Source organism: Acinetobacter sp., from assembly GCF_050285345.1.
Taxonomy (GTDB): domain Bacteria; phylum Pseudomonadota; class Gammaproteobacteria; order Pseudomonadales; family Moraxellaceae; genus Acinetobacter.
The window spans coordinates 1-24,567 of sequence record NZ_JBLZXR010000118.1 but is presented as its reverse complement, the minus strand read 5'-3'; the positions used below and the strand labels follow the sequence as shown (position 1 = coordinate 24,567).

26 protein-coding genes and 1 tRNA gene are annotated in these 24,567 nt (G+C 41.2%); 17 read left to right on the top strand and 10 right to left on the bottom strand.

The window, feature by feature from the left end; genetic code table 11:
- Positions 1-3: 3 nt before the first annotated feature.
- The 5 genes from ACN6OV_RS10545 to ACN6OV_RS10525 form a co-directional block, all read right to left on the bottom strand.
- Positions 4-1,065: a sulfate/molybdate ABC transporter ATP-binding protein gene (locus ACN6OV_RS10545; RefSeq protein WP_427952740.1), complete on the bottom strand. Its 1,062-nt coding sequence runs from the start codon at positions 1,063-1,065 to the stop codon at positions 4-6.
- 11 nt (positions 1,066-1,076) lie between these two features.
- Positions 1,077-1,964, bottom strand: coding sequence for a sulfate ABC transporter permease subunit CysW (gene cysW, locus ACN6OV_RS10540; protein WP_427952738.1), 888 nt, complete (start codon positions 1,962-1,964; stop codon positions 1,077-1,079).
- The gene (cysT, locus tag ACN6OV_RS10535; protein ID WP_427952736.1) at positions 1,961-2,794 is read right to left on the bottom strand and encodes a sulfate ABC transporter permease subunit CysT; all 834 of its coding nucleotides are present in this window, start codon (positions 2,792-2,794) and stop codon (positions 1,961-1,963) included. Before cysT ends, cysW begins: the two co-directional genes overlap by 4 nt.
- An 86-nt stretch (positions 2,795-2,880) precedes the next feature.
- The gene (locus ACN6OV_RS10530; RefSeq protein ID WP_427952734.1) at positions 2,881-3,486 is read right to left on the bottom strand and encodes an RBBP9/YdeN family alpha/beta hydrolase; all 606 of its coding nucleotides are present in this window, start codon (positions 3,484-3,486) and stop codon (positions 2,881-2,883) included.
- Positions 3,487-3,823: 337 nt separating this feature from the next.
- Complete coding sequence (locus tag ACN6OV_RS10525; RefSeq protein ID WP_427952732.1) at positions 3,824-4,831, bottom strand: sulfate ABC transporter substrate-binding protein; 1,008 nt, start codon at positions 4,829-4,831, stop codon at positions 3,824-3,826.
- Between the two features lie 161 nt (positions 4,832-4,992).
- Between ACN6OV_RS10525 and pabC the strand changes: the two genes are divergently transcribed.
- The 4 genes from pabC (at position 4,993) to ACN6OV_RS10505 (ending at position 7,961) form a co-directional block, all read left to right on the top strand.
- Positions 4,993-5,802, top strand: coding sequence for an aminodeoxychorismate lyase (pabC, locus tag ACN6OV_RS10520; protein WP_427952730.1), 810 nt, complete (start codon positions 4,993-4,995; stop codon positions 5,800-5,802).
- A gap of 1 nt (position 5,803) precedes the next feature.
- The gene (gene mltG, locus ACN6OV_RS10515; protein WP_427952728.1) at positions 5,804-6,856 is read left to right on the top strand and encodes an endolytic transglycosylase MltG; all 1,053 of its coding nucleotides are present in this window, start codon (positions 5,804-5,806) and stop codon (positions 6,854-6,856) included.
- A gap of 9 nt (positions 6,857-6,865) precedes the next feature.
- Positions 6,866-7,471 (top strand): dTMP kinase, encoded by a 606-nt coding sequence (tmk, locus tag ACN6OV_RS10510; protein WP_427952726.1) that lies wholly within the window; start codon positions 6,866-6,868, stop codon positions 7,469-7,471.
- A 70-nt stretch (positions 7,472-7,541) separates the two neighbouring features.
- Entirely contained in the window at positions 7,542-7,961 is a 420-nt protein-coding gene (locus tag ACN6OV_RS10505) for a PaaI family thioesterase (protein ID WP_427952771.1), read from the top strand.
- An 83-nt stretch (positions 7,962-8,044) separates the two neighbouring features.
- Here the strand turns inward: ACN6OV_RS10505 and nadB are convergent, their stop codons facing one another.
- Positions 8,045-9,679, bottom strand: a complete 1,635-nt coding sequence (gene nadB, locus ACN6OV_RS10500; protein WP_427952724.1) for an L-aspartate oxidase — start codon at positions 9,677-9,679, stop codon at positions 8,045-8,047.
- A 227-nt stretch (positions 9,680-9,906) separates the two neighbouring features.
- Between nadB and ACN6OV_RS10495 the strand changes: the two genes are divergently transcribed.
- The 11 genes from ACN6OV_RS10495 (at position 9,907) to ACN6OV_RS10445 (ending at position 19,179) form a co-directional block, all read left to right on the top strand.
- Positions 9,907-11,289 carry a Do family serine endopeptidase gene (locus ACN6OV_RS10495; protein WP_427952722.1) on the top strand — a complete coding sequence of 461 codons (1,383 nt, stop codon included), beginning with the start codon at positions 9,907-9,909 and terminating at the stop codon, positions 11,287-11,289.
- A 130-nt stretch (positions 11,290-11,419) separates the two neighbouring features.
- Positions 11,420-11,884, top strand: a complete 465-nt coding sequence (locus ACN6OV_RS10490) for an acyl-CoA thioesterase (RefSeq protein WP_427952720.1) — start codon at positions 11,420-11,422, stop codon at positions 11,882-11,884.
- Between the two features lie 170 nt (positions 11,885-12,054).
- Positions 12,055-13,872 (top strand): translation elongation factor 4, encoded by a 1,818-nt coding sequence (lepA, locus tag ACN6OV_RS10485; protein WP_427952718.1) that lies wholly within the window; start codon positions 12,055-12,057, stop codon positions 13,870-13,872.
- 21 nt (positions 13,873-13,893) lie between these two features.
- Positions 13,894-14,721 carry a signal peptidase I gene (gene lepB / locus ACN6OV_RS10480; RefSeq protein ID WP_427952716.1) on the top strand — a complete coding sequence of 276 codons (828 nt, stop codon included), beginning with the start codon at positions 13,894-13,896 and terminating at the stop codon, positions 14,719-14,721.
- Between the two features lie 20 nt (positions 14,722-14,741).
- Positions 14,742-15,113: a DUF4845 domain-containing protein gene (locus tag ACN6OV_RS10475; RefSeq protein WP_427952714.1), complete on the top strand. Its 372-nt coding sequence runs from the start codon at positions 14,742-14,744 to the stop codon at positions 15,111-15,113.
- Positions 15,085-15,783 carry a ribonuclease III gene (rnc, locus tag ACN6OV_RS10470; RefSeq protein ID WP_427952712.1) on the top strand — a complete coding sequence of 233 codons (699 nt, stop codon included), beginning with the start codon at positions 15,085-15,087 and terminating at the stop codon, positions 15,781-15,783. Before ACN6OV_RS10475 ends, rnc begins: the two co-directional genes overlap by 29 nt.
- On the top strand, positions 15,783-16,811 hold the full coding sequence (gene era, locus ACN6OV_RS10465; RefSeq protein WP_427952710.1) for a GTPase Era: 1,029 nt from the start codon (positions 15,783-15,785) through the stop codon (positions 16,809-16,811). The genes rnc and era overlap by 1 nt, the downstream gene beginning before the upstream one ends.
- 32 nt (positions 16,812-16,843) lie before the next feature.
- Entirely contained in the window at positions 16,844-17,047 is a 204-nt protein-coding gene (locus ACN6OV_RS10460; RefSeq protein WP_427952708.1) for an NF038104 family lipoprotein, read from the top strand.
- A gap of 8 nt (positions 17,048-17,055) precedes the next feature.
- Entirely contained in the window at positions 17,056-17,772 is a 717-nt protein-coding gene (recO, locus tag ACN6OV_RS10455; protein WP_427952769.1) for a DNA repair protein RecO, read from the top strand.
- Positions 17,773-17,781: 9 nt separating this feature from the next.
- Complete coding sequence (pdxJ, locus tag ACN6OV_RS10450) at positions 17,782-18,507, top strand: pyridoxine 5'-phosphate synthase (RefSeq protein WP_427952706.1); 726 nt, start codon at positions 17,782-17,784, stop codon at positions 18,505-18,507.
- A gap of 18 nt (positions 18,508-18,525) precedes the next feature.
- Positions 18,526-19,179, top strand: a complete 654-nt coding sequence (locus tag ACN6OV_RS10445; RefSeq protein ID WP_427952704.1) for a tRNA-(ms[2]io[6]A)-hydroxylase — start codon at positions 18,526-18,528, stop codon at positions 19,177-19,179.
- 149 nt (positions 19,180-19,328) lie between these two features.
- Here ACN6OV_RS10445 and ACN6OV_RS10440 read toward each other — a convergent pair.
- Positions 19,329-19,404 (bottom strand) — tRNA-Asn (locus tag ACN6OV_RS10440).
- A gap of 251 nt (positions 19,405-19,655) precedes the next feature.
- Here ACN6OV_RS10440 and ACN6OV_RS10435 point away from each other — a divergent pair.
- Complete coding sequence (locus ACN6OV_RS10435) at positions 19,656-20,114, top strand: hypothetical protein (RefSeq protein WP_427952702.1); 459 nt, start codon at positions 19,656-19,658, stop codon at positions 20,112-20,114.
- Between the two features lie 52 nt (positions 20,115-20,166).
- On the opposite strand, the gene ACN6OV_RS10430 is transcribed toward ACN6OV_RS10435, so the two are convergent.
- Positions 20,167-20,604 carry a PaaI family thioesterase gene (locus ACN6OV_RS10430; protein WP_427952701.1) on the bottom strand — a complete coding sequence of 146 codons (438 nt, stop codon included), beginning with the start codon at positions 20,602-20,604 and terminating at the stop codon, positions 20,167-20,169.
- Positions 20,605-21,172: 568 nt separating this feature from the next.
- On the opposite strand from ACN6OV_RS10430, the gene ACN6OV_RS10425 reads away from it, so the two are divergent.
- Positions 21,173-22,012: a DMT family transporter gene (locus tag ACN6OV_RS10425; protein WP_427952699.1), complete on the top strand. Its 840-nt coding sequence runs from the start codon at positions 21,173-21,175 to the stop codon at positions 22,010-22,012.
- Between the two features lie 169 nt (positions 22,013-22,181).
- Here ACN6OV_RS10425 and ACN6OV_RS10420 read toward each other — a convergent pair whose 3' ends face one another.
- A complete protein-coding gene (locus ACN6OV_RS10420; RefSeq protein WP_067765111.1) occupies positions 22,182-23,408 on the bottom strand; it encodes a pyridoxal phosphate-dependent aminotransferase in 1,227 nt (408 codons plus the stop codon).
- Positions 23,409-23,691: 283 nt separating this feature from the next.
- Complete coding sequence (gene map, locus ACN6OV_RS10415; protein WP_427952697.1) at positions 23,692-24,519, bottom strand: type I methionyl aminopeptidase; 828 nt, start codon at positions 24,517-24,519, stop codon at positions 23,692-23,694.
- Positions 24,520-24,567 lie beyond the last annotated feature (48 nt).

Sequence of the window (24,567 nt, the reverse complement as noted above, 5' to 3'; positions counted from 1 at the left end):
GTCTTATGCCACTTGGTTTTCAAATAAGTGCAATGCCGTTGCACTTAACCAGACGGTTTGGTTTGGACGGAACTGATGTGCTTTCGCTTCATCTGATGTTAATGAAATTTCAATTAAATTACCTTGGCGATCATGCAGTTCGGCAATCACTTTGCCTGCAATCCAGAGTTCACGTACAAAGGTGGCTTGAATTGCATTATCTTGTGGTTGGGCATGAATACGCAACTCATCAGGACGAGCAAAGGCAATGACATCCCCTTGTGGTGCATTTTCAGGTTGAGGTAACTGAATACGGTCTTCACCAATGTGTATGACACCATTTGAACTTTGACCTTCAAAACGGTTGGCTTGACCCAAGAAGTCAAATACAAATGGAGTTGCGGGTTTTTCGTAAACTTCGCGTGGTGAACCAATTTGTTCAACATTACCTTTGTTCATCACGATAATTTGATCCGCAACTTCAAGAGCTTCTTCTTGGTCATGGGTTACAAAAATAGAGGTGATGTGTAGTTCGTCATGCAGGGTACGTAACCAACGGCGAAGTTCTTTACGCACTTTAGCATCGAGTGCACCAAAGGGTTCATCCAGAAGCAATACACGTGGTTCAACTGCAAGTGCACGTGCAAGGGCAATACGTTGACGCTGACCACCCGAAAGCTGTGCAGGATAACGATCGGCTAAAAAGCCTAACTGAACAAGATCCAGTAAACGTGTTACCCGCTGTTTGATATCTGCTTCAGAAGGGCGAGTAGCACGCGGACGTACACGTAAACCAAAGGCAACATTGTCAAATACGGTCATATGGCGGAACAGTGCGTAGTGCTGGAATACAAAGCCGACTTCACGTTCACGTACATGGACTTTAGTGGCGTCTTCGCCTTCTAAAATTACTTGGCCATTATCCGCAGATTCAAGTCCTGCAATGATACGAAGCAACGTAGTTTTACCACAGCCAGATGGGCCCAAGAGGGCAACGAGCTGACCATCAGGAAAGTCTAAAGAGATATTTTTAAGTGCATGGAATGCACCAAAGTGTTTTTCAATATTTTTAACTTGAATACTCATGAGGTCATTCCTTAAGAAACTTGTGAATCTTCTTTACGCTGGTCTTGTTTTTCCTGACGTATTTCAACCCATGTTTTTAAGATCAGGGTCACAATCGCCAAGAGTGCTAACAGTGAAGACACAGCAAAAGCAGCACTAAAGGTATATTCGTTATAGAGGATTTCGACGTGTAGAGGTAAGGTGTTGGTTTCGCCACGAATATGTCCAGAAACCACAGATACCGCACCGAATTCACCCATTGCACGGGCATTACACAGAATCACACCGTAGATTAAGCCCCATTTGATATTAGGGAGGGTGACTTTCCAGAAGGTTTGCCAACCTGACGCGCCCAATACAATCGCAGCTTCTTCTTCTTCTGTGCCTTGGGCTTCCATCAGTGGAATCAATTCGCGAGCGACAAAAGGAACAGTAATAAATACAGTGGCAAGTACAATTGCAGGTACGGCATATAAAATTTTAATGTCGTGATCCATCAACCAGCCACCAAACCAGCCTTGAGTACCGAAAATCAGGACCAGCATTAAACCTGCAATCACGGGAGAGACCGAGAAAGGCATATCAATGATGGTGGTTAAAATAGATTTACCACGGAAATTAAATTTCGCCACCGTCCAAGCTGCTGCGACACCAAACACTACGTTCATTGGTACAGCAATCGCTGCGGTGAGTAGGGTTAATTTCACTGCCGATAACGTATCTGGATGTACCAAAGCTTGAAAGTAAACGCCAACACCTTGTTTAAAGGCTTCTACAAACACCAAGATCAGGGGCAGCATTAAGCAACTGAGAAAGAAGATTAATGCAATAACAAGCAGGGTATAACGTACCCAAGTCGGTTCACGTGTTGCATCGCGAGATTGTAATTTTTCAGCCAAAGCATTGCTGTTGATATTCATCGTGCAGTTCTCCCAGTGCGGCGGCTTGCCCAAGCTTGTACCAAGTTAATTAGGAACAAAATCGCAAAGGAAATGACCAACATCACGACAGCAATTGTGGTTGCACCGGCATAGTCATATTCTTCTAAACGGGAAATAATCATCAAGGGTGCAATTTCAGTTTCAAACGGTTGGTTGCCCGCAATAAAGATGACAGAACCATATTCACCTACGCCACGGGCAAATGCCAATGCAAAACCAGTTAAAAGCGCAGGGAATAAAATTGGCAGAATCACTTTAGTCACAATTTGAAAACGATTGGCACCGAGTGCAGACGCCGCTTCTTCAAGTTCAGTTTCCAAGTCGCTCAGTACCGGTTGTACCGTACGCACCACAAATGGAATACCGATGAAGATCAGCGCTAAAGTAATACCAATCGGGGTATAGGCCACTTGAATGCCAAGTGGTTCAAGATATTGACCGATCCAACCTGTTGGTGCATACAACGATGTTAAGGCAATACCGGCAACCGCAGTGGGTAAGGCAAAAGGTAGGTCGACGAAGGCATCGACAATCCGTTTACCCGGAAAGTTATAGCGAACTAAACACCAAGCAAGTAATAGTCCAAAAACCACATTAATCAGTGCCGCAATAATGGCAGCGCTAAAACTTAGCTGTAAAGATTTTAGGATACGTTCTGAACTTAAGATTTCCCAAAGTCCATCCCAACCAATACCCAATGATTTAATAAATACGGCAGACAGTGGAATTAGGACAATTAACGATAAATACGCTAGGGTAAAGCCTAGAGAAAGACCAAATCCTGGCAGCACTCGGGATCGCTGCGACATGATTACTCCTCAAAAAGAGAAAAGCTGACACGAAAAAGCCAGCAAAATTTAAAAAACGAATTTGCGACAAGCATAATTAGCAGTACTTAAAAAGCAAATTTAAATAAATACTTGCTGTCATCAGCAATATTGATATGTTGCATAGAATTTTCTGAAATTAGATAGTTGAAAATCTCAGGAAAGGGGCCGAAACCTGACGCAACATTAATGTGCCCCACTGGTCCTAAATTCACAGCAGAGAGTTTCCATGCATCCGCAAGTTGCTTGGCATCTTCAAAAGCTAACCATGGATCATTTTCGCTTATGAGCATGGTGGTGGGCACACGAATATTCAGCTGATGAAAAAAAGTTTGGTAATCTGTCGCACTGTTATGTGCAAAACCATGTTCACCAAAGCGTGCCGGATTTGCAGGTGCAACCAGAACCAAATTTTTAATTTTTCGATTAAGTTCGGGATGTAATGCCAATGCAGCAACCGTAGTTAAACAGCCAAAGCTATGTGCAATAATTTGCAGATCATCTTGAATTGGGCTAACGGTTTTGACGAATTGTGCCACCCAGTCGTGTAATACGGGATGATTCCAGTCTTTTTGCTGAACGCGTGAGCATGACATGAGCTGACTTTGCAACCACGACTGCCAGTGGGCTTGTTCGCTGCCCCCTACGCCTGGGACAATGATTGTATGTGTCATGTCAAACTCCTTATTCATTCAAATTGAAAATTATTGTGCAGTGCGGGTTTTCACGCTTTGCTCGAACTACTGCCATTTTCAAAGTGGGCTTTTTACGCGTTGTCCCAACTGTCAGGTTTTGTCTCCATCGCAGCTTGGAACAGCAGAGACATTTAAAAGTTTTTCTTTTACAGATGTCTGTGATTTGGATGCAGCATAGCGCTATTCTTTATGCATAAAAAATAAATAAAAATGAATTTAATATGAATAAAAGAGATAAGTGGTTTTAAGGATAAAAAAGCATCAACTTGAATGCACAGTTGATGCTCTAGATGTGTGGTGGTTATATGTGTAGGTGTTATTTTGTTTGGTTGGCTTTCACAATCTGATCAAACACACCGCCATTTTCAAAATGCTTTTTCTGTACATTGCGCCAACCTCCAAATTCTTGATCAATAGTTACCAGTTTTAATGGTTTAAAGATGTTTTTATATTGGGCTAAGATTGTTGCATTTCGCGGGCGATAATAATGTCGAGCCGCAATAGTTTGGCCGGCAGGTGAATATAAATAGTTGAGATAGGCTTTGGCTAAGTTTTGATTACCATCCTTTTTGACATTTTTTTCGACAATCGCCACGGGTGGCTCTGCCAAAATGGAGAGGGATGGGGTAATGATTTCAAATTTTCTCGGCTGTTCACGCACAGCCAAATGCGCTTCATTTTCCCAAGCCAGCAAGACGTCACCAATACCACGCTCAGCAAATGTAGTGGTTGCACCACGCGCACCGGAATCTAATACTTTGGTATGTTTATAAATTTGGCGTACAAACTCTTGCGCTTTGGCATCACTGCCTGCGGGTTGGTGTCGTGCCCATGCCCATGCGGCTAAATAGTTCCAACGTGCACCTCCAGAAGTTTTCGGGTTAGGGGTAATGATTTCCACACCCGGTTTGGTCAAGTCGCCCCAATCTTGAATGCCTTTGGGATTACCTTTACGGACTAAAAATACGATGGTGGATGTATAAGGTGTAGAGTTGTGTGGAAATTTCTTTTGCCAATCTTTGGGGATTAAACCACGTGCTGCGATTTCATCAATATCGGCAGCCAAAGCCAGTGTCACTACATCGGCATCCAAACCATCAATCACTGCGCGGGCTTGTTTGCCTGAGCCGCCATGCGATTGTTTATAGTTAATGTCTTGCCCCGTGGCTTTTTTCCAGTAAGCCCCAAAATCTTTATTGATATGGTCATACAGTTCACGCGTCGGATCGTAGGAGACATTGAGAAAGTCTTTGGCGGATACACTGAAGGCTGTTGCTGAAAGTAGGGTGGCGATTAACCCAATTTTAAGTTTTGCAATGTTCATGTTTGCCTCATTTTTTGTCGAAGTTTTATCGGATGAGGCAAGAATATCGAGAGTTTTTATGCAGAAAAAATAATTAAAAAAGAATTTTATATCAACAAAAAAGAAATATATGGCGCTGAATAATTGCCTAAACTAGCGGCATAGAATTGGGGGCGTAGATTATGCAATGTTTTAAAAATGCGCAGCGCGTTGAGCAGATCGAATTGCTTGATCGGGCATTTCATTATGGCGATGGCTGTTTTACAACGGCACGTATACGCCAAGGGAAAATTGAACTGGCCGCTTTGCATCTTGAACGATTGAAGCTCAGCAATCAGCGTTTAAAATTACATGCAAATTTAGACACGATTGAACAGACACTGAAACTGCTGCGTCAGCAAGAAACGGTGAATGGCACACTGAAAATTGTGATCAGTCGTGGTGAAGGGCAGCGCGGTTACAGTTTGCCTGAACATCCTGCCGATGTTTGGGTATTTTATTATCCAAAACCGATTGCTGATTTTCATTATGACATCATAGACAGTGGTGTGCTGAATCAAGCCATGGGACTGACCATGCCAAGTTTGGTGGGCTTGAAATCTTTGAACCGTCTAGAACAGGTCATGCTAAAAGCAGAACTTGATGAGAAAGGCTGGCAGGAAGCACTGGTGACCGATGTTCAGGGCGCAGTTGTCGAAGGTGTGAGCAGTAATTGTTTTATTCGGATAAATCACACGTGGATCATGCCCGAACTTCGTTATAATGGTGTACATGGCGTGATGCGTGCTGAAATATTGAAACGTATGCAGCAATTTGGGATTTGCTGTACGCAGCGCCACATCACGATGGATGAAATTAGCCAGTTTCAGAGTGTATTTTTCTGTAATGCTTTGAGTCCAATGAAAATTGTTTCAACTCTGAATGGAGTTGAATTAGATGTTCAATCCTGTATTGAACTTTTCCAAACGCTTCAATTAAGTCAGATTCGTTAATATGTCCACCCCTTCAAAAAAATCAAATAAGAAAAAGTCACAGCAAAAAGGTTTCCCATTCAAAGCTTTTTTAGTGGTGTGTCTTGGCTTTGTGATTCTTGTTGCCATTTTACTCTGGTCGAGTCTTTTTAAAGACTACCCTGTGGAAGGCAAGAAACAAATGTTGGCGATTGGTGCGGGCGATACCTATTCAGGTTTTATTGATCGCTTAGCCAAAGAAAAACAGGTAAGTTTTCCGATCATTTTAAAGTTGTATCAAAAAATCATGATCAATGACACGTTAAAAGCTGGTGTGTATGAGATTCATGCAGGCATGAGTGTACGTGAGGTCATGGAGCTGATTTCGAACTCTGAAAATGCGCAAATGAACCGTATTTTAGTGATTGAAGGTACGAGCTTTAAGCAATTGATTGACGCCTTAAATGCGGATCCTTTAGTAACACATGAGATTGGAAAATTATCCTATGCACAAATTTTACAGGAGTTGAATATTCCTTATTCACATCCTGAAGGCTTATTTGCACCGAACACGTATTTTTTTGCCAAAGGCGAATCTGATCGTAAAATTTTAAAAGATTTGTATCAGCGTCAAATGAAAGCTTTGGATCAGGCCTGGGAAAATCGTGCGACCAGTTTACCGTATAAAGATAAATATGAAGCCTTGATTATGGCTTCAATTATTGAAAAAGAAACCAGCATCGATAGTGAGTTACAACAAGTTTCAGGTGTGTTTGTACGTCGCTTACAGCAGGGTATGCGCCTACAAACAGATCCAACCGTGATTTATGGGATGGGCGATAAATATAAGGGAAATATTACTCGTCAAGATTTACGTACACCGACAGCTTATAATACCTATACTATCAATGGTTTGCCACCAACCCCGATTGCCTTGCCGAGTCAAAAAGCCATTGAAGCAGCAATGCATCCAGATGCCTCAGACAATGTTTATTTTGTCGCAACCGGTAATGGTGGACATAAATTTACCAGCAATTTGCAAGATCATAACCGTGCGGTACAGGAGTATTTATCTGTGATTCGTACGAAAAACTAAGGAGTGAGCATGTTTATTAGCTTTGAAGGCACGGAAGGTGTAGGCAAAACCACGCTCATTCGTAAATTACATGACCATTTCCAAGCGCTTGGAAAAAATGTGTTACTGACCCGTGAACCGGGAGGTACACCTATGGCGGAGCAGATCAGATCATTATTGTTGACAGTCAATCATGATGAAGCGATGAGTCATGATACAGAACTGCTGTTGATGTATGCGGCACGGGCACAGCATTTGGAACGAGTTATCTTGCCAGCCTTGGCAGATACAAAAATTGTCTTGTGTGATCGTTTTACCGACTCAAGTTTTGCATACCAATGTGCGGGGCGCGGTTTAGATCGTGAAAAGTTGACGCTACTTAACGATAATTTTGTGGCACGTATGCCAGATATAACATTTTGGCTTGATGCGCCGATTGAAACAGGCATGCTGCGTGCGCGTGAACGAGGTGCGCTTGATCGCTTTGAGCAAGAGAAAGTTACTTTCTTTGAGAAAGTACGCGCAGGTTTTGCTGAAATCCATCACAATGAACCAACGCGGGTGAAACGCTTAGATGCGACACAAACCCCCGAACAGGTTTTTGAACAGGCATTGTCTTATTTGCAGCAGGTCTAAAATGCCATAGCTTTATTTAAGTAGATGATTTAAAAAATCATTCATAGCAAAAGTTATGGATGATTTTTTTATGCAAAGTACCAAACAGGACATTATTGAGTTTTTACGCCGTGAGTTTGCACCAAGTTTGCAGCATTGTTCGATTGACGAAGTTAGTGAGCGGTCTGCGATTCTAACTTGGCATGTGAGCGAAAAAGACTTAAGGCCCGGCAACACTATTTCGGGGCCGACCATGATGACATTGGCTGACTTTGCGATGTATGTGGCGATTTTAGCTGAAATTGGTATTGTCGGTTTGGCCGTCACCACCAATATGAATATTAACTTTTTGCGTAAACCCGCAGCAAACCAAGATTTGAAAGCGATCTGTAAATTGATGAAAGTGGGTAAAGCGCTGATCGTTGCAGAAGTTTGGATTTATTCAGAGCATCAAATGGATGAACCTGTTGCACATGTCACAGGGACTTATTCGATTCCACCACGAAGATAAAACAAATTTATAAAAAGCACATAAAAAAAGAGATATTACTTACTTAAGTAATATCTCTCTGGGGATAGATTAAATACGTTGTGTTAAGTATTAACCAACGGTGTTTCGACTTGAAAATTTGGTGGAGTCAGTACGGTTTTACGCAGTTCAGAATCCAGCTCAGGATAATCTAGAGTGTAATGTAGACCACGTGATTCTTTGCGTTGCATGGCACAGCGTACAATCATTTCTGAAACCAACACTAAATTACGCAGTTCGATCAAGTTCTTACTTACTTGATAGTCTTGGTAATACTCGGTGATTTCTCGTTTCAACATTTCAATCCGATGCAGGGCACGTTGCAAACGTTTCGTGGTACGCACAATCCCAACATAGTTCCACATGGTCTGACGCAGCTCATCCCAGTTCTGTAAAATCACCACGTCTTCATCGGGGTTGGTCACTTGTGAATCGTCCCATTCAGGAACAGTTGGCACCACATGATTCGGACTAAAGTTTTCCTCAATATGTTGTGACGCGCTCATGCCATATACAAAGCATTCGAGTAGTGAGTTACTCGCCATTCGGTTCGCGCCATGCAAACCGGTATATGACGTTTCACCGATGGCATATAGGCCTGGAATATCGGTTTGGCTATTTTCATCCACGACCACACCGCCACAGGTATAATGTGCAGCAGGAACAACTGGGATCATTTCTTGTGTAATATCAATGCCAAGTTCAAGTAAACGTGCATAAAGCGTTGGGAAATGTTCTTTCACAAATTCCGCAGGTTTATGGGTAATGTCTAACCAGACATGACGTATTCCTAAACGTTTAATTTCATAGTCGATTGCACGTGCCACGATATCTCGCGGGGCAAGTTCTGCGCGTTCATCAAAACGTAGCATAAAACGCTCACCGTCCGGCAGACGTAAATACGCACCTTCACCACGCATCGCTTCGGTAATTAAAAATGATCGAGCTTGAGGGTGGTATAAACAGGTCGGGTGGAATTGGTTAAATTCCATATTGGCCACACGACAACCTGCACGATAGGCCATGGCAATTCCATCACCTGTCGCGATATCAGGATTGGAGGTATATAAATAAGCTTTCATTGCACCGCCACAGGCCAGTGCGGTAAAAGGTGCTAAGAAGGTATGGACTTTTTCATTTTTTTCATCGAGTGCATATAAACCTAAAGCACGGTTTTCAGCATCAGGATCAAGTTTTTGTGCAGTAATTAGATCAATTGCCACGTAGTTTTCAAAAATATGAATATTGGCTTTTTCTTGCGCACGCTCAACCAATGTGGTTGAAATGGCACGTCCTGTCGCATCGGCAGCATGAATAATCCGACGCTGAGAATGACCACCTTCACGGGTTAAATGCAGTTGTTCTTGTTCATCCAGAGTAAATTGCACCCCTTGATTGAGTAAGAAATCAACCGAAGGTTTGCCACCTTCAACCGTTTGCTTCACTGCATTTATTTCACATAAATGTGCGCCTGCAATCATGGTGTCATCAATATGTTGTTCAATCGAGTCGGTTTTATCTAGGACTGCGGCCACGCCACCTTGGGCAAAATAGGTGCTGGCATCCGTTAGGGTAGATTTTGCGAGAACCGCAATGTTGAAATGATTTGGCAATGATAAAGCGAGGCTGAGACCAGCACCGCCACTTCCCACAATAATCACATCAAAATGATGTGTCGTGTTTAAATTAGACATGTCCATCAGCTAATTTTAAAAATGTTCGGTCATCACAACTGTTTTTGCCAAAAAAGGCAATAGCAGAAAATAGCCTAAATAATGAAAAATATTCATATATCTGTAATATTTAAGGAATGGTTAAGATTGTTTTTATAAAAAATGATCAAACATTTTATTACGAAGCAAAGACTTGCATTGTGATAAAAACTAACGTATTTCAAATGATAAGCAAATTTGAGTGAATGCTAACAATGAATAAAGCGTACTTACAAAAAGGATTATATGCCGCGGTATTTACAGTTGCGACAGCGCAAACCCAAGCAGCTGGCCCTGTAGATTTTTCAAATCTGGTTGAACAGGTGAGCCCTGCGGTCGTCAGTGTCAATGTGGTAAAAAAACTGAGCCAAGAAGAACTGATTCAACAACAAGTCCCTGAAATTTTACGGCGCTTTTTTGGCAATCAAGTGATTATTCCACAGCAACAAATTCCGCAAGAAAAAACTGGTTATGGCAGTGCGTTCTTTATCAGTAAAGATGGCTATTTATTGACGAATCACCATGTGGTGGAAGATGCCTCTAAAGTCACGATTGTCTTGAATGATCGTCGTGAAATTGATGCAACTGTGGTGGGGAGTGATGAGCGTACAGATGTTGCCTTATTAAAAGTGAAAGGGTCAAATTATCCTGAACTTAAAACGGGAAATGTAGATCGTTTACGTGTTGGTGAGCCGGTATTGGCAATTGGTTCGCCATTTGGCTTTGACTATTCAGCTTCTGCCGGAATTGTAAGTGCCAAAATGCGTAATATGATGGGTGAAACCACCGTCCCATTTATTCAAACTGACGTAGCATTGAATCCGGGTAATTCAGGCGGTCCTTTGTTTAATCAAAATGGTGAGGTGGTTGGAGTCAACTCGCGTATTTTTAGTGGCACAGGCGGCTATATGGGCTTGTCGTTCTCAATCCCTATTGATGTTGCAATGGATGTGGCCGATCAGTTAAAGAAAAATGGTAAGGTGACTCGTGCTTATCTTGGGGTGATGTTGCAAGATATCGATCGTAACTTGGCTGAGTCCTATAATTTATCTAAACCTGAAGGCTCTTTAATTACTCAGGTTTCACCAGGTTCACCTGCGGCTAAAGCTGGATTTAAAACCGGCGATGTTATTTTAAAATTCAATGGAACGCCAATTGCGCGTACTGGTGAATTACTAAATTATCTGAACCGTACAGGACCAAATCAGCGTATTCAACTGGAAGTCTTACGTGATGATAAACGCCAAAATATTTCAGCAACTTTAGAGACTGCACCAGATGATACACCTGCGAAAGCAGCGGTAGAACCTGTACGAAAAGGCCCGGTGATTGGTGTGTCTATTCGAAATTTAAAGGCTGACGAATTAGGCCAGTTGAATATTAAAGGTGGTGTATTAATTCAAGAAGTACGTGCAGGCGGTATTGCTTCACAAGCACGGATTCAGTCGCGTGATGTGGTGACGCAAATTAATAACAAAGTCGTGAATGATTCTGAAGATTTTGTAAATGCGATTTCTGGCTTAAAAAATGGCAGTATTGCGCGTGTATCTTTGATTCGCCAAGGTCAGCGGGCAATTGTGGGCATGCGTATTCAATAATTTGACCTCACAATATCCAATCACAAAACCGCTCTTTTGAGCGGTTTTGTGATTAATAGCGTAATTTGCAATTTACCATTCAGTTTTTTTACGTAGACTGTTGCTTAAACAAAACAGATTTTAGAATATTATGAGTACGATTTTTGATTTAAAAATAACGGTGCAACCTGAACATATTGATGTACTAAATCATGTTAATAATGTGGTCTATGTGAGTTGGATGCAAGATGTGGCAACAGCACATATTGAGGCACTTGGCTTAGGGCTAAAAGAATATGTTGAATTAAAACATGCCATGGTGGCAGTTGAGCATCATATCCAATATCGCAAAGCCGCACTTGAAGGCGAAGAGATTATTTTGCGGACATGGTTTAATGATATCAATGCCTTGTATTCTTATCGCCAATACGTATTTTACCGACCTAAAGACAAAAGTATTCTTTTCACTGGAAGTACGCAGTGGGCATGTATTGAAATTGCGACAGGGCGACCAAAAAGAATGTCACCTACCTTTACCCAAGCCTATCAGCCTTTAGCTGAATCAGAGAATCCTCTCGATTTTAGTCAGTATGATGAAATGGCTGCTGCAATTTAGAGCTTAAATATGTACGCATAAATTGTACGACAAGGCGGTACATTAAAAGCTGTGCATTATTTTCGATACTTTGAAAAATCCATCTGCTATAATCCTCGGCAATTTCTATTCGGCTTTTGCTGTGCATTAAATATTGGTTGCATAGCGCTTTATTTTTTTCAAGGTAGCCCATGGCGCAAGCTAAAAAATCTGTTGATATTAAAAATATCCGAAACTTCTCGATCATCGCTCATATTGACCATGGTAAATCGACTCTTGCTGACCGTTTTATTCAAACTTGCGGTGGTTTACAAGATCGTGAAATGCAAGCGCAGGTTCTTGATTCTATGGAGCTTGAGCGTGAACGTGGGATTACGATTAAAGCAACATCAGTAACGCTGTATTATACGCATCCGAATGGTCAAGAGTATCAGTTGAACTTTATTGATACGCCGGGACACGTTGACTTTTCATATGAAGTTTCGCGTTCATTGGCTGCTTGTGAAGGTGCTTTACTGGTTGTGGATGCCGCGCAAGGTGTAGAAGCTCAGTCAGTTGCAAACTGCTATACCGCGATTGAGCAAGGGCTAGAAGTTCTTCCTGTACTGAATAAAATTGATTTACCACAAGCAGAACCTGAGCGTGTGATTCAAGAAATTGAAGACATTATTGGCATTGAGGCAACAGAAGCGCCGACCTGTTCTGCAAAAACCGGTTTAGGTATTGAAGGCGTACTTGAAACCTTAGTCAATGTCATTCCTGCACCGACTGGTGATCGCGATGCACCGTTACAGGCGTTGATTATTGACTCGTGGTTTGATAACTATCTTGGTGTGGTTTCGTTAGTCCGTATTAAACAGGGACGCGTGCGCAAAGGCGATAAAATGTTGATGAAATCAACAGGCCAAACTCACGTTATTACCTCAGTAGGTATTTTCAATCCAAAGCATACCGAAACAGATATCTTGGAAGCTGGTGAGGTTGGCTTCGTTATTGCAGGGATTAAAGATATTTTTGGTGCGCCAGTCGGTGATACCATTACGCTTGCAACAACACCAGAAGTTGCGACTTTACCGGGTTTCAAAAAAGTGAAGCCACAGGTTTATGCCGGTTTATTCCCAATCGATGCAAGTGATTTTGAACCTTTCCGTGAAGCGTTACATAAACTGCAAATTAATGACTCTGCATTATTCTTTGAACCAGAAAGCTCAGATGCATTAGGTTTCGGTTTCCGCTGTGGCTTCTTGGGCATGCTGCACATGGAAATTGTACAAGAGCGTTTAGAACGTGAGTACGATCTCGATCTGATTTCATCTGCACCGACTGTAATTTACGAAGCAGTGATGAAAAAAGGCGAAACGATCTATATTGATAGTCCGTCGAAAATGCCAGATGGATCTACGGTAGAAGATTTACGCGAGCCGATTGCCGAATGTCATATTTTAGTCCCTCAAGAATATTTGGGGAACGTCATGACATTATGTGTGGAACGTCGTGGTGTGCAAAAAGACATGAAGTTTATGGCCAACCAAGTGTCCATTACTTTTGAAATTCCAATGGCTGAAGTGGTGATGGACTTCTTCGATAAGTTGAAGTCATGTTCTCGTGGTTTTGCGTCATTAGACTATAATTTTGTTCGCTTTGAATCATCATCTTTAGTGAAAGTAGATGTGTTAATTAATGGTGATAAGGTTGATGCCTTGGCTATGATTTGTCACCGTCAAGATGCACGTCATCGTGGTATTGCACTGGTAGAAAAAATGAAAGACTTGATCCCACGTCAAATGTTTGATGTGGCAATTCAGGCGGCAATTGGTGCACAAGTGATTGCGCGTTCAACCGTGAAAGCAATGCGTAAAAACGTCTTGGCCAAATGTTATGGCGGTGATGTATCGCGTAAGAAGAAACTGTTGTCTAAGCAAAAAGAAGGTAAGAAACGTATGAAACAAGTGGGTAGTGTTGAAATTCCACAAGAAGCGTTCCTTGCTGTGTTGAAAGTAGAAAGATAATAAATAGGGGTTTATAAGCTCATGGATTTTGATTTTAATTTGATCCTTGTTCCAGTCACAGCCATTTTTTTCTTCATTTGGCTGCTTGACAAATTTGTCTGGAAGCAACGACTGACAAAAGGTAAGGGCAATGAAAATGTCATTATCACATGGGCTTATGATTTCTGGCCAGTTTTAGCCGTTGTCTTGGTCCTGCGTTCATTTTTATATGAGCCGTTTAATATTCCATCAGACTCCATGGTTCCGACCTTGGAAACAGGTGACTTTATTCTGGTGAATAAATTTGAATACGGCGTTCGTTTACCGATTATTAATAAAAAAATTATTGATGTTGGTGAGCCTGAACGAGGTGATGTAATTGTCTTCCGTTATCCACCACAACCGACGATTAGCTATATTAAACGTGTGGTAGGTTTGCCGGGCGATCATATTGTGTATGATCATGGTCAACTCAGTATTAATGGCCAAAAAGTACCAAAAGTACCGGTTGAATTTAGTCGCGAAAAAGACCAACTTGACACACCAACATCGATTTATCATCAGGAAACATTGGGTACGCATACATTTACCATGCGTGAGCTTGAAGGTGTGAATGTTGCACGTCAGGCACCATTTATCAACTATGTTGAAAATGGTAAATATTCAACTGAAAATGGTTTATATTGGGAAGTTAAGGTTCCTGCAGGTCACTATTTCGCGATGGGGGATAACCGCGATCAAAGTGCTGACAGTCGTTTTTGGGGCTTTGTACCTGAAGAAAATTTAACGGGTCGTGCTTTTTATAAGTGGATGCATAAAGAACCTGGTTTTAAACTGCCATCATTTAGTCGTAATGGTGGAATTGATTAGTCTTACATCAGGAAAATAAAATGAGACATCAACGGGGAACGTCTTATATTGCAATTCTAATTGCGGTAATTGGATTTGCATTTTTAGTAAAAGTATTAGTGGCGGTTTGGGGACCGTATGTTGACGACCGTCTCGTCAACAATGAAATTGAAGCGTTGATAAACAGCAGTCCTAAAAACATTGCTCCAAGTAAGTTTGAATCACAAATGTCGCAGCGTTTAGATATGAATGGTGTGCGTGATTTAAACTTTAAAGAGATTGCCCAAGTCACCAATGTAGATGGTCTACAAGTGAAAAAAGATTATGAGATAAGAAAGCCTTTCTTATTGAATATTGATATTGTGTTGAAGTTCGAGAAAAGTTTTGATCAAAGCTCAGTCCAAGCTAAATGAAGCTCGTTTAGCAAGTCGTATCGGTTATCAGTTTAAACAACCTGAATTGTTACAACTGGCCTTGACCCACCGATCGGTGAGCCATAAAACCAATTATGAGCGCTTAGAATATCTAGGTGACTCATTATTGGGTATGATAATTGCCAATTATCTATACCATGCCTACCCGAATGAAAATGAAGGACGTTTAACGCGTATGCGTGCGACGCTTGTTCGTCAGGAGGCCTTAGGTAAAATTGCCAATGATTTGAAACTCAGTCAGGACTTGATCCTGAGTACGGGTGAATTGAAATCTGGCGGTCATCATCGCGAGTCTATACTTGCAGATACAGTTGAATCGATTATTGGTGCAATTTATGTGGATTGTCAGGACCTAAAAGTCTTGGAGCCCATCGTGCTAAAATGGTATGTGCCATATTTAGATCATATTGAACCGACGGATCAACTGAAAGACCCGAAATCACGTTTACAAGAGTATCTACAAGCACGTAAAAAGCCTCTCCCGGTTTACGAGGTTGTAGATATTCAGGGCGATGCACCCAACCAGCATTTCAAAGTGGAATGTACGGTGGTGGGTCTGCCTGTGAAATATGGTGAAGGTTCAAGCCGTCGCTTTGCTGAGCAAGCAGTAGCGGCAGATATTTTAGAAATTTTGGAGCAAAAGTCTTAATGACTACTCATTCCGATCACGTAGATGCTGATCACGAGTCGCAAGGCGACAGTAACGATTTAATTAGCCAATTTTTCAGTACACAAGGTACTGAAATTCCGGCAGACTTTAAAAGTGGTTTTGTGGCGATTGTTGGTCGCCCGAACGTAGGTAAATCGACTTTAATGAACCATATTCTGGGTCAAAAGCTGTCGATTACTTCACGTAAACCACAAACCACGCGTCATAAAATTGTTGGGATTGATTCGCGTGAAAAATCTCAGGCAGTATTTGTAGACACTCCGGGGATGCACAAAAAAGAAGTGCGTGCCATCAATAAAATGATGAACCGTGCTGCGCATTCAGCGCTTCGTGATGTAAACCTTGTCTTGTTTGTTATTGATGCGGACAAGTGGACGCAGAATGATGATTTAGTACTAGAAAAACTACAAAATGCGGAAATGCCAGTGATTTTAGTGATCAATAAAATTGATACGCTAGAAAATAAAAACCATGCCTTACCCTTGATTCAAGAACGCGCAAAACTAATGAACTTTGCAGAAATCGTTCCTGTTTCTGCACTACGCGGCGCAAACTTAGATCATTTGCGTAATACTATCGAAAATTATTTGCCTTTCCAGCCACCGCTATATTCATTAGAGCAATTGACCGATCGTTCAGAGCGCTTCTTGGCTTCTGAAATTATTCGTGAAAAAATCATGCGTCAGTTGGGTGAGGAACTTCCTTATGACTTAACGGTGCAGATTGAATCATTTAAGACCGAAGAAGCAACGGTTAACCCGAAAACCGGTCGTCCAAAAGCAGCATGTACGTATATCGATGCTACAATTTTTGTTGATCGTCCGGGTCAAAAAGCTATCGTGATTGGTGAAAAAGGCTCGAAGCTGAAAAAAATCGGCATGGATGCACGTGTAGATATGGAAAAAATGTTCGAACAGAAAATCATGCTGACCCTTTGGGTGAAAGTTAAAGGTGGTTGGTCTGATGATGAACGTGCATTGAAAAGCTTGGGTTATAGCGATATCTAATCACTAAGCAATAAAATTTTGAGGGAAGAGTAATGATGAAAGTGTGGGCCGTAGTGGCATGTGTATTGTTTCTACAAGGGTGTATTCATAAAATCGTTACTGTTCCTGTCAAAGTGGCTTATAAAACCACCAAGGGGGTTGTAAAAGGTACAGCAGCCGTGGTGGGTGCCGTTATTCCGGATGGGGATGACGAAGAAGAAAATTCTGACAAGAAAAAAGATCAAGATAAGGATTAATAGTTTAAATCATGCGTAATGAAGTACTGCATGGTTATTTAATTCACCATCGAAAATATCGTGAAAAAAGTCATATTGTGCATTTGTTTACGCAAGAGCATGGTCGTGTAGATGGTATTTTAAGACAAACCCCTCCACCGCAATATCAACCGATTTGCGTACAAGCTTCAGGGAAATCTGAACTAAAAAATTTCAGTAAATTAGAAATCGTCAATCAACCGATTTTCTTTTTTGGCGATGCATTTTTTTCAGGTTTCTATTTGAATGAAGTCTTGCTTCGACTTTGCCCGCTTGAAGTTGAAATGCCGCAGACTTTTGTGCAGTATGCTTCTACCTTAGAACAATTACAGCTGATGTCATCGCAAGAAAATCCTGATCTTTTTTTAAGACAGATTTTAAGACGATTTGAACATGAACTGCTTGAAGAGTTAGGTTATGCGCTGGATTATTCAACCGATTCAAATCAGCAACCGATTCAAGAAAACGGAAATTATCAATTCCATTTAACCGATGGCTTTTTACCTGTGGTTAAAGCATCTCGTGCGAGTTTGCTCGGACAACATATTTTGAGTATGTGTGACTATGAAAAGGGTAGGGAATTTAGTTCTGAGCAGTTACAATTACTCACGAAACTGTACCGGCAAATGATTACCTCTTTACTCGGTGATCGAGCATTAAAAAGTCGTCAATTGTGGATACAGAACTCTCAAACTCAACGTCATTAGGAAATTATTATGGCAGCTTTGCTTGGTGTAAATATTGACCATGTGGCAACATTACGTAATGCACGTGGTACCACTTATCCGGATCCTGTAAATGCAGCGATTATCTGTGAGCAAGCTGGGGCAGAAGGGATTACCCTGCATTTGCGTGAAGACCGTCGCCATATTAAAGATGATGATGTGCGTCGTATGCGTTCTGTGTTGAAAACGCATATGAATCTTGAAATGGCGGTAACGCATGAAATGGTTGAGTTTGCGAAAGAAATTAAACCACATCATGTGTGTTTTGTTCCTGAAAAACGTGAAGAAGTCACCACTGAGGGTGGCTTGGATGTTGTTGGTCATTTCGAAGATGTTAAAAATGCCACACAAGCGCTTTCTGCCTTAGGTTGTGATGTATCTTTATTTATTGATGCAGATATTGCACAAATTGATGCAGCTATTGCCTGTGGTGCGCCAACCATTGAATTACATACGGGTGCTTATGCAGATGCGGAAACACCTGAAGCACAACAACATGAGTTAGAGCGCATTATTCAAGGTGCTGAATATGCAGCCTCTAAAGGCTTGGTGGTCAATGCGGGACATGGCCTAAATATGGAAAATGTCACGCCAATTGCGCGTATTCCACAAATTCATGAATTAAATATTGGTCATTCAATTATTGCCGATGCTGTATTTATTGGCTTGGCACAGGCTGTCCAGCAAATGAGAGCTGCCATCAAAGCAGCACGTTAATTTTTTAAGTTAAGTAATATGTCAAATATTGATTATGATGCACTCATGAAGCCAGTCATTGGCTTCTTGGGCTGTGAAACACCCAAAGCTTGGCTCGATGAAGCAGTTAATAATCTTGATATTTTGATGCAAGATCATGCCAATTGTGAAAAGAAAGCAGCCAGTACTGCAATGAACTTGATGTTCCGTTATAGTTTCTTTTCGGATCTACAGGTGAAACTGGCGCAACTGGTACGTGAGGAAATGCTGCATTATGAGCAAGTGCTTGAGCTGATGACCAGGCGTGGCCAAGAGTGGACTGCAATTAGTGCAGGGCGTTATGCAGGTGGTTTACGTAAAGAAGTGCGTACCTATGAGCCTGAAGCTTTAATTGATATTTTGGTGATTGGGGCTTTTGTGGAAGCACGTTCGTGTGAGCGTTTTTATGCACTTGCGCCGCTTGTGGATGAAGAGCTAGGGCGTTACTACCGTTATTTATTAAAATCTGAATCTCGTCATTATGAAGACTATCTCGCATTGGCAACAGATGTCGCGACAAGGTCGAAGTTGAAAAATCCAGAAGAAGATATTCAAATGCGCATTGAGCATATCCGTGAAGTGGAAAAAAACTTAATCAGTACACCTGATGAGTTGTTCCGTTTCCATAGCGGTGTGCCGAAGCAAGCAGCTTAGTCCAAATAAGATCCTCCAGATGGAGGATTTTTTTATACATTTAGATAATTGTTAGTGCGGGATTAAAAGATCAGAAATTTTAAAATCAAAGATTGATATAGCTGAATATAAAAAAGCCCACTTCATAATGAGTGGGCTTTTTAAGTATTTGGCTCTCCAACCTGGGCTCGAACCAGGGACCTGCGGATTAACAGTCCGTCGCTCTACCGACTGAGCTATTGGAGAATCTGAATGCGATTATAAGCAGATTTTAAAGTGGGTCAAGCTAAAATTAAGCACTCGCAGGGGATTTAAGGTTGGATGCTTTTTATTTGAACAAAAATATCGAATTGAGAGGAAATTTAACAGATTGGCTTGCAAAGAAAAAAATCAGTTGCTAGTCTGAATGCAACAACAGAGCGTTTAAGTGAAAGCTTAAACAGTGTGGATTTAAACCCAACTTGCCAGCACTAAAATGGCTAAATAGGAGAAAGCGAATGAATACGCTGACCATTTCTCAAATTTTTTCTAATTTTTCTTTTTATCAAGAAAATTACCTTTTGATTCTCGCGGATCAAACTCAATATCAAATCCCTGTCGAAGATGCTTATGTCAATGTGTGGCCATTAGGACACCGTCAGTTGTGTTTGGGCGATTTACTGCAATTATGGTTGAGCCAGAAATGGCGAATCGATGCACCGTGTCATTTACGCTATGAACATAAGGATGATGGACGTAAAACACCTTTACAGCGTGAGCAAGATTTATATTTATATCAATTGGCGGGTAGTGCACTTTCAGGCTCAAATCGTGCGAAAGTTTGGTCTGTTTCAGAACAAAAAGTGCTGACTGTTGAACTAGATAGTGCCTTGAAGTATTACTGTTTCCAAAAGGCCAGTAATCGTATTCAGCTCACAGACAGCCAATTGATTCGTGCTTTACACGCTGCCATTTAAAACAGATCAATTTTTTTCATGTGCTCGCATGTTGATATGCGAACGCATGAATTCAAGCGCGAATAATCATGCAAGTAGCGGTGGCATGCGCATATAATTTGCCATTGTCATCAATAATTTTTCCTTCAGAAATACCTAAGTTTTTACTGAGATTAATCACGGTGCCAATTGCTGTTAATTCAATATTTTGAGGGATTGGACGACACATTTTAATATTTAGATCAATGGTGCCATAACCTACGCCAGCTTCAAGCATGGAGTGTACAGCACAACCTGTGACGGAATCGAGCACCGTTGCAGCAAATCCACCATGAACGCCACCGAGCGGGTTTAAGTGACGATGATCTGCTTTGGCTTTAAAGTGAATTGAACCTTCAGATACTTCATAAGGTCGCATTGGAATAGTTTCACTAATGCTCGCCGCTGGAATTTTATCGTCACACATAGCCTGTAAGAGTTGTAAACCAGTCATTTTTTTTGGATTCATCAAGACTTCCTTTCATTATGTATACGTTTTTTTGGAACTGAATAGGAAATTAATCAAAATTCAATCATTGGGTCAATATTGAATCGTAAATTGATCGGTCAAAAAATTATAGGAATTAATTTTACTTCAATAGCTTAAGTGTAGTATTAAACCTATCATTAGACTATATTTCGGCTTGCGTATGAGGTGATTGAGATAGATGGGTGTTGGGCAATCTTTGGTTTAGCATGGATAAAATTTGCGCTGTTTATTGATGCGGTATTTTAATCATGAAGGCAAAAACAATGAACCTATCTTGCTGATGTGGTAAAACCAGATTTAAAGTTTACGACAGAAATTTGTATTGATAACAAATCTAATTTTTACTAATTTTAATCTCATACGAAACAATAGACTAAAGTTGATGTGATCGCCTTGTTTTCTTCAAATGACAATGAAACGTAGCTGCGTACTCTGCGGGTACGACTCTTCACCGCTATGCTGTAAATAAACTGAATGAGAAAAATACGCTAGATTTAATCGGATGTATTCGATATATCTAAAGCAAGCCGTTGAATAAGGATGCTCAACCATGCTGCTGAAAATTTGCATTGCGATGATTGCATTTGCAGCCAATTCGGTTTTATGCCGTTTGGCTTTGGCACAGCATCAGATTGATCCCATGAGTTTTAGTCTAATTCGCGTGAGCAGTGGGGCAATGGTCTTGCTGCTTTTATATGGACTGTCAGCACACAAAACCAAAATTGAATGGAGTATTAAAAATGGTTTTTTTCTTGCCTTGTATATCGTTGCATTTTCCTTAGCTTATTTGCAGATTGATGCGGGTGTAGGCGCTTTATTGTTGTTTGGTACGGTGCAGCTCAGTATGGTTGGTTATGGCCTATGTCATGGTGAGAAAATAAACCTGCGTCGGGGTTTGGGTTTAGTCATTGCCATTGTGGGAATACTCATCCTTTTATTGCCGGGAGCGTCGGCACCTAATCTAGTCTATGCAGCCATGATGGTGCTTTCAGGCATTGGTTGGGCCATGTACAGCATTGCCGGTAAAAATATGCAGAATCCTTTGGCCAGTAGTCTGGCTAATTTTGTACTGGCGATTCCATTTGTATTATTGGCATACATCACTTTTTATAGTCAAAGTTTCGTACAACCGAAAGGCATTGTATTGGCGGTGTTATCTGGTGTGCTAGCGTCAAGTGGTGCATACGTATTGTGGTATGTCATTGTGAAACAAATTGATCGTGTCACAGCAAGTAGTGTGCAGTTGTCAGTACCTTGTTTGGCAATTATTGGTGGTGCATGGTTTATCGGTGAACCTTTGAGCTTGCGGATTATAATTTCAGCAATTATTGTTTTGGTGGGGATTGGCTTGGTGATTTGGGCTTCTGTACAACCTCAGTCTTCGGAGTAAATAGAAGCAACAAATCTAAAGTAAAATTTGAAACAATTTTACTTTAACAAAAGAATGATCATTTGAGTATTCAAGAAATTGCAGCTATAAAAATACCCTACAAGTTGTGTCCAACTTATAGGGGTTAGTTCAAGCTTCGCGGGTTTTTTAATTTGATGTTTAAATCAAATTATTTTTCAGCAGCAATTGAAGCAATCGCAGCGTCTACGCCTTCGATTGAATCAGCAGCTTTTTTGATACGTGCAAGCGCATCTACAAGTACTTCGTCAGCAGTTGCATAAGAAATACGCATGTAACCGCCTAGACCGAATGCATCACCAGGAACAACTGCAACACCAGTTTCTTCCAATAACCATGCAGAGAATTCTGTGCAAGATTTTAAACCTTTCGCACGAATCAATGGGCGGATGTTTGCATATGCATAGAATGCACCGTCAGCAGGAAGGCAAGTAATACCGTTGATATCGTTCAAGCCTTTTACAACTAAGTCGTGACGGCGTTTGAATGCTTCAATCATTGGCTCAAGAACGTCTTGAGGGCCATTCAATGCAGCTTCAGCAGCAACTTGTGAAATAGAAGTTGGGTTTGAAGTTGATTGAGATTGGATTTTTTTCATCGCACCGATCAGTTTTGCAGGACCCGCTGCATAGCCAATACGCCAGCCAGTCATTGCATAAGCTTTAGATACACCGTTAAGAACGATCACACGGTCGTAAAGGTCTGGTGCAACAGTTGCGATGTTGTAGAATTCGTCGTCCCAACGGATTGGTTCGTACATATCATCAGAAGCAACAAGAACTTCAGGGTATTTACGAAGTACGTCAGCTAAAGCTTCTAATTCAGCTTTAGTGTAGATCATACCTGTTGGATTTGAAGGGCTGTTTAATACTACTAAACGAGTTTTGTCAGTAATTGCAGCTTCTAATTGAGCAGGAGTGATTTTGAAACGTTGTTCTTCACCACATTTTACAATTACAGGCACGCCTTCAGCGATAATCACCATGTCAGGGTAGCTTACCCAGTAAGGTGCAGGAATAATTACTTCATCACCTTTGTTTAACAAAGCAAGTGCCAAGTTAAAGAAAGATTGTTTGCCACCACAAGAAACCAAGATTTGGTTCGCAGCGTATTCAAGATTATTGTCACGTTTTAATTTAGCAATAATTGCTTTTTTAAGACCTGGAGTACCGTCAACAGCTGTATATTTGGTGAAGCCATTGTTGATAGCAGCAATTGCAGCATCTTTGATGTGTTGTGGGGTATCGAAATCCGGTTCACCTGCGCCTAAACCAATTACGTTTTTACCAGCAGCTTTAAGTTCAGCAGCTTTGTTAGTAACAGCAAGTGTAGGGGACGGTTTGATGCTATTTACACGATCAGACAGACGTACGTCCACGGCAGTATTCCTTCTTATAGGGATTAAAAAAATAAAAAAGCACACTATCTTAGCCTAATTGCACACTAATGAGGAGTGGCAAAATCAACATTGTGCAAAAAAGTATGTGAATAAATGAAAGATTGCCGATTGAGTAAAATCATATTCAGTTACGTTATTTGAATAGCGAACTTTTTTGAATTTTGTACCAATTTTAATTTAAGTCATAAAACAAAAGGCCACCATTGCGGTGACCTTTTATCTTATTTTACATTGAATTGAACCGAGTTCTTATTATTTGTGCTTATTGAACAAAGCGAGATAGATCTTCTTCAGGGCGTGCAGTAAGCACTTCGACACCATTTTTTGTTACAAGTAGGGTGTGTTCATACTGAGCTGACAAGCTATGATCTTTAGTAACCACAGTCCATTTGTCGCCTAGAAGTTTAGTTTTCCAGTCGCCGCCATTGACCATCGGTTCAATGGTAAAGGTCATGCCTTCTTCTAAAATCATGCCTGTATTAGATTGACCATAATGCAGTACTTGCGGCTCATCATGGAACACTGTGCCAATACCGTGACCGCAGTATTCACGAACAACGCCAAAACGCTCTGACTCAACATATTGTTGAATGGCATGACCGATATCACCGATAGTCGCGCCCGGTTTCACGACAGCGATACCGCGGTACATCGCTTCCTGTGCAACTTTACATAAGCGGTTTGCTAAAATAGAAGTTTCACCACCTACGATATACATCATGTTGGTATCGCCATGGTAGCCATCTTTAATCACGGTTACGTCAATATTTAGAATGTCGCCTTTTTTGAGCTTTTTACTATCCGATGGAATACCGTGACACACCACATGGTTCACTGAGGTGCAAATCACATGTTGGAAAGCAGGGCGACCCGGTGCTGCACCATAACCTAAGCAAGCAGGAATTGCGTCTTGTTTATTGACAATATAGTCATGACAAATCGTATCAAGTTCTAGGGTAGTCACACCTGGAACAATGTGCGGTTTGATCATATCCAAGACTTCTGCCGCTAGTCGTCCCGCCACGCGCATTTTTTCAATTTCGTCAGGGGTTTTGATTAAACGACGTGGAGCTTCGTAAGTACTGTTCATGATCTCTAAAAACTTTTGGAAATTTGTATGTGACTATGGTATAAATAG

Coding starts and splice junctions, on each gene's coding strand:
- mltG (WP_427952728.1), top strand. CDS start 5,804: ATGTCCACCCCTTCAAAAAAATCAAATAAGAAAAAGTCACAGCAAAAA.
- tmk (WP_427952726.1), top strand. CDS start 6,866: ATGTTTATTAGCTTTGAAGGCACGGAAGGTGTAGGCAAAACCACGCTC.
- cysT (WP_427952736.1), bottom strand. CDS start 2,794: ATGTCGCAGCGATCCCGAGTGCTGCCAGGATTTGGTCTTTCTCTAGGC.
- era (WP_427952710.1), top strand. CDS start 15,783: ATGACTACTCATTCCGATCACGTAGATGCTGATCACGAGTCGCAAGGC.
- pdxJ (WP_427952706.1), top strand. CDS start 17,782: ATGGCAGCTTTGCTTGGTGTAAATATTGACCATGTGGCAACATTACGT.
- ACN6OV_RS10530 (WP_427952734.1), bottom strand. CDS start 3,486: ATGACACATACAATCATTGTCCCAGGCGTAGGGGGCAGCGAACAAGCC.
- ACN6OV_RS10495 (WP_427952722.1), top strand. CDS start 9,907: ATGAATAAAGCGTACTTACAAAAAGGATTATATGCCGCGGTATTTACA.
- ACN6OV_RS10545 (WP_427952740.1), bottom strand. CDS start 1,065: ATGAGTATTCAAGTTAAAAATATTGAAAAACACTTTGGTGCATTCCAT.
- nadB (WP_427952724.1), bottom strand. CDS start 9,679: ATGGACATGTCTAATTTAAACACGACACATCATTTTGATGTGATTATT.
- ACN6OV_RS10460 (WP_427952708.1), top strand. CDS start 16,844: ATGATGAAAGTGTGGGCCGTAGTGGCATGTGTATTGTTTCTACAAGGG.
- ACN6OV_RS10505 (WP_427952771.1), top strand. CDS start 7,542: ATGCAAAGTACCAAACAGGACATTATTGAGTTTTTACGCCGTGAGTTT.
- ACN6OV_RS10435 (WP_427952702.1), top strand. CDS start 19,656: ATGAATACGCTGACCATTTCTCAAATTTTTTCTAATTTTTCTTTTTAT.
- pabC (WP_427952730.1), top strand. CDS start 4,993: ATGCAATGTTTTAAAAATGCGCAGCGCGTTGAGCAGATCGAATTGCTT.
- map (WP_427952697.1), bottom strand. CDS start 24,519: ATGAACAGTACTTACGAAGCTCCACGTCGTTTAATCAAAACCCCTGAC.
- lepA (WP_427952718.1), top strand. CDS start 12,055: ATGGCGCAAGCTAAAAAATCTGTTGATATTAAAAATATCCGAAACTTC.
- ACN6OV_RS10425 (WP_427952699.1), top strand. CDS start 21,173: ATGCTGCTGAAAATTTGCATTGCGATGATTGCATTTGCAGCCAATTCG.
- ACN6OV_RS10445 (WP_427952704.1), top strand. CDS start 18,526: ATGTCAAATATTGATTATGATGCACTCATGAAGCCAGTCATTGGCTTC.
- cysW (WP_427952738.1), bottom strand. CDS start 1,964: ATGAATATCAACAGCAATGCTTTGGCTGAAAAATTACAATCTCGCGAT.
- lepB (WP_427952716.1), top strand. CDS start 13,894: ATGGATTTTGATTTTAATTTGATCCTTGTTCCAGTCACAGCCATTTTT.
- ACN6OV_RS10490 (WP_427952720.1), top strand. CDS start 11,420: ATGAGTACGATTTTTGATTTAAAAATAACGGTGCAACCTGAACATATT.
- ACN6OV_RS10475 (WP_427952714.1), top strand. CDS start 14,742: ATGAGACATCAACGGGGAACGTCTTATATTGCAATTCTAATTGCGGTA.
- ACN6OV_RS10525 (WP_427952732.1), bottom strand. CDS start 4,831: ATGAACATTGCAAAACTTAAAATTGGGTTAATCGCCACCCTACTTTCA.